This is a genomic window from Acinetobacter sp. Colony158 (assembly GCF_019264745.1).
Classification (GTDB): domain Bacteria; phylum Pseudomonadota; class Gammaproteobacteria; order Pseudomonadales; family Moraxellaceae; genus Acinetobacter; species Acinetobacter ursingii.
In genome coordinates this window covers 2,446,644-2,448,579 of the sequence record NZ_CP078523.1, presented here as the reverse complement: position 1 = coordinate 2,448,579, position 1,936 = coordinate 2,446,644, and the positions used below count along the sequence as shown (strand labels likewise).

The following is a 1,936-nucleotide window of genomic DNA, read 5'->3' as shown; positions in this document are numbered from 1 at the left end:
TATGGCTAATCTTTTTGAGTTCAAAATTCGCGTATATATTGAAGATACAGATGCTGGTGGTATCGTTTATCATGCCAATCATATCCGCTTTATGGAACGGACTCGTACAGAATGGCTACGTGCTTCTGGCATCGATCATTATTGGCATCAAAAAGATTATAATTTTGTCGTACATAAAATCGCATTGAAATACATGCGCCCGATTATGATGGACGATATGATTACTGTTACAGCGAGTGTACTTTCATGTAAAGCTTCGTCATTTGTATTGCAACAAAATATTTATCGTGGTGAAATCATGCTTGCTTCTGGCGAGGTAGAATTGGCATGTTTAAACACAGAAATGCGACCACGCCGACTCCCTGATGAAATTCGCAATCTTATTCTTCAAGAACTGGAACAAGATTAAAAAAACATACTTTGGCACATGTAACTATGGCAACACAGATCCAATCTTCTCTACATATTTCTGATCTTATTTTACAAGCAAGCCCTGTCGTTCAGGCAGTCATGCTTTTATTACTTTTGGCATCAATTTATAGCTGGTATCTGATCGCCAAGTTACATATGGGCTATAAGAAAGCAGCACAACAAGATGAACATTTTCAAAAAATGTTCTGGTCGGGTGCTGAACTCAATACGCTTTATAACAATGCACAGTTAAATTCAAAACGTCATGGTCTGGAAGATATTTTTTATCAAGGCTTAGGCGAGTTTTTTAAACTAAAAAAACGTCATGCTACTGCAAATCAGACCATTGAAGGAACTGAACGTATTTTACGTGTCGGGTTAAGCCGAGATCAAAGTATCCTTGAACAAGGGCTTGGTGCATTGGCCAGTATTGGTTCAGTGGCGCCTTATGTCGGTTTATTTGGAACCGTTTGGGGCATCATGAATGCGTTTATTGGCTTGGCTGATGTGGATCAAGTAACACTTGCTACCGTTGCGCCAGGGATTGCCGAAGCCTTGATTGCCACTGCGATCGGTTTATTTGCAGCCATTCCTGCGGTACTCGCTTTTAACCACTATACCGCCAAAGGCGAAGCGATTTATTCAGATCGTGCTCTTTTTGCTGAGGAAATGGTGGCATTATTACAACGTCAGTCTGTGGGTTCTGCACAGGAAGAAGTTTAATGGCAATTCAGCGTTCAGGACGCTTTGAGCGTATCAAAAAACCATTAAAAAGTGATATGAATGTCGTGCCGTATATCGACGTGATGCTCGTATTACTGGTGATTTTCATGGTAACAGCGCCGATGATTACCAGTGGTATCAAAGTTGATTTACCGCAAGCGACTAATACTCCGATTGAAACCAAAGAACCCGCGATTGTCACATTAGGACAAGATGGTAATATTTATCTGCAATATAAAGATCATAAAAATGAACAGGTTTCTTTATCTCAGTTAAAAGAAATTTTAGGTGATGCACAAACTCAAGCAGACGAAAGCAATCAAAAAATAACAGTATTGGTTAACGGTGAGAAAACCAGACCATATGGTGATGTGGTTTCTTTAATGTCAAGCTTGCAAGAAGCGGGTTTAACCCAAGTTGGTCTACTCACTGAGCCATTAAAGTAAGTTATGAAGAATTTTCAAAAGCCACCTTTTCAGGAAAAAGCAATTGCACTTGGTTTTACGCTTGGCGTACATGCCCTTGCGATTGTCGGCTTACTTTATTTAGGTTTAAGTAAACCGCCTGAACCACCAAAAAAAATCACAACTGTGCTAGTCAATCCTGCAGATTTGGCAATTCCTGTTCAAGAAGCAGAAACAACGAGCACCCAAGTTGCTGAGCAAATTCAAACTACACAAGAACCTGAAGTTACAGCACCTGTTATTTCGAGTAGTCCACCACCTACTCCTGCTTTAACCAACCCTGCTGAAACCATTGAAAAAGCCAAAACGGAAGCAGCAGAAAAGGCGAAACAACAAGC

3 protein-coding genes and 1 pseudogene are annotated in these 1,936 nt (G+C 40.3%); all 4 read left to right on the top strand.

What is annotated here, in order from left to right:
• The first annotated feature begins 1 nt into the window (after position 1).
• Complete coding sequence (gene ybgC / locus JR005_RS09910; protein WP_004986831.1) at positions 2-409, top strand: tol-pal system-associated acyl-CoA thioesterase; 408 nt, start codon at positions 2-4, stop codon at positions 407-409.
• 26 nt (positions 410-435) lie between these two features.
• A complete protein-coding gene (gene tolQ, locus JR005_RS09905) occupies positions 436-1,134 on the top strand; it encodes a protein TolQ (protein WP_004986832.1) in 699 nt (232 codons plus the stop codon).
• Positions 1,134-1,580 carry a protein TolR gene (gene tolR / locus JR005_RS09900; RefSeq protein WP_044433715.1) on the top strand — a complete coding sequence of 149 codons (447 nt, stop codon included), beginning with the start codon at positions 1,134-1,136 and terminating at the stop codon, positions 1,578-1,580. The genes tolQ and tolR overlap by 1 nt, the downstream gene beginning before the upstream one ends.
• 3 nt (positions 1,581-1,583) lie before the next feature.
• Positions 1,584-1,936, top strand: a pseudogene (locus JR005_RS14875) (protein TolA); the annotation flags it as partial.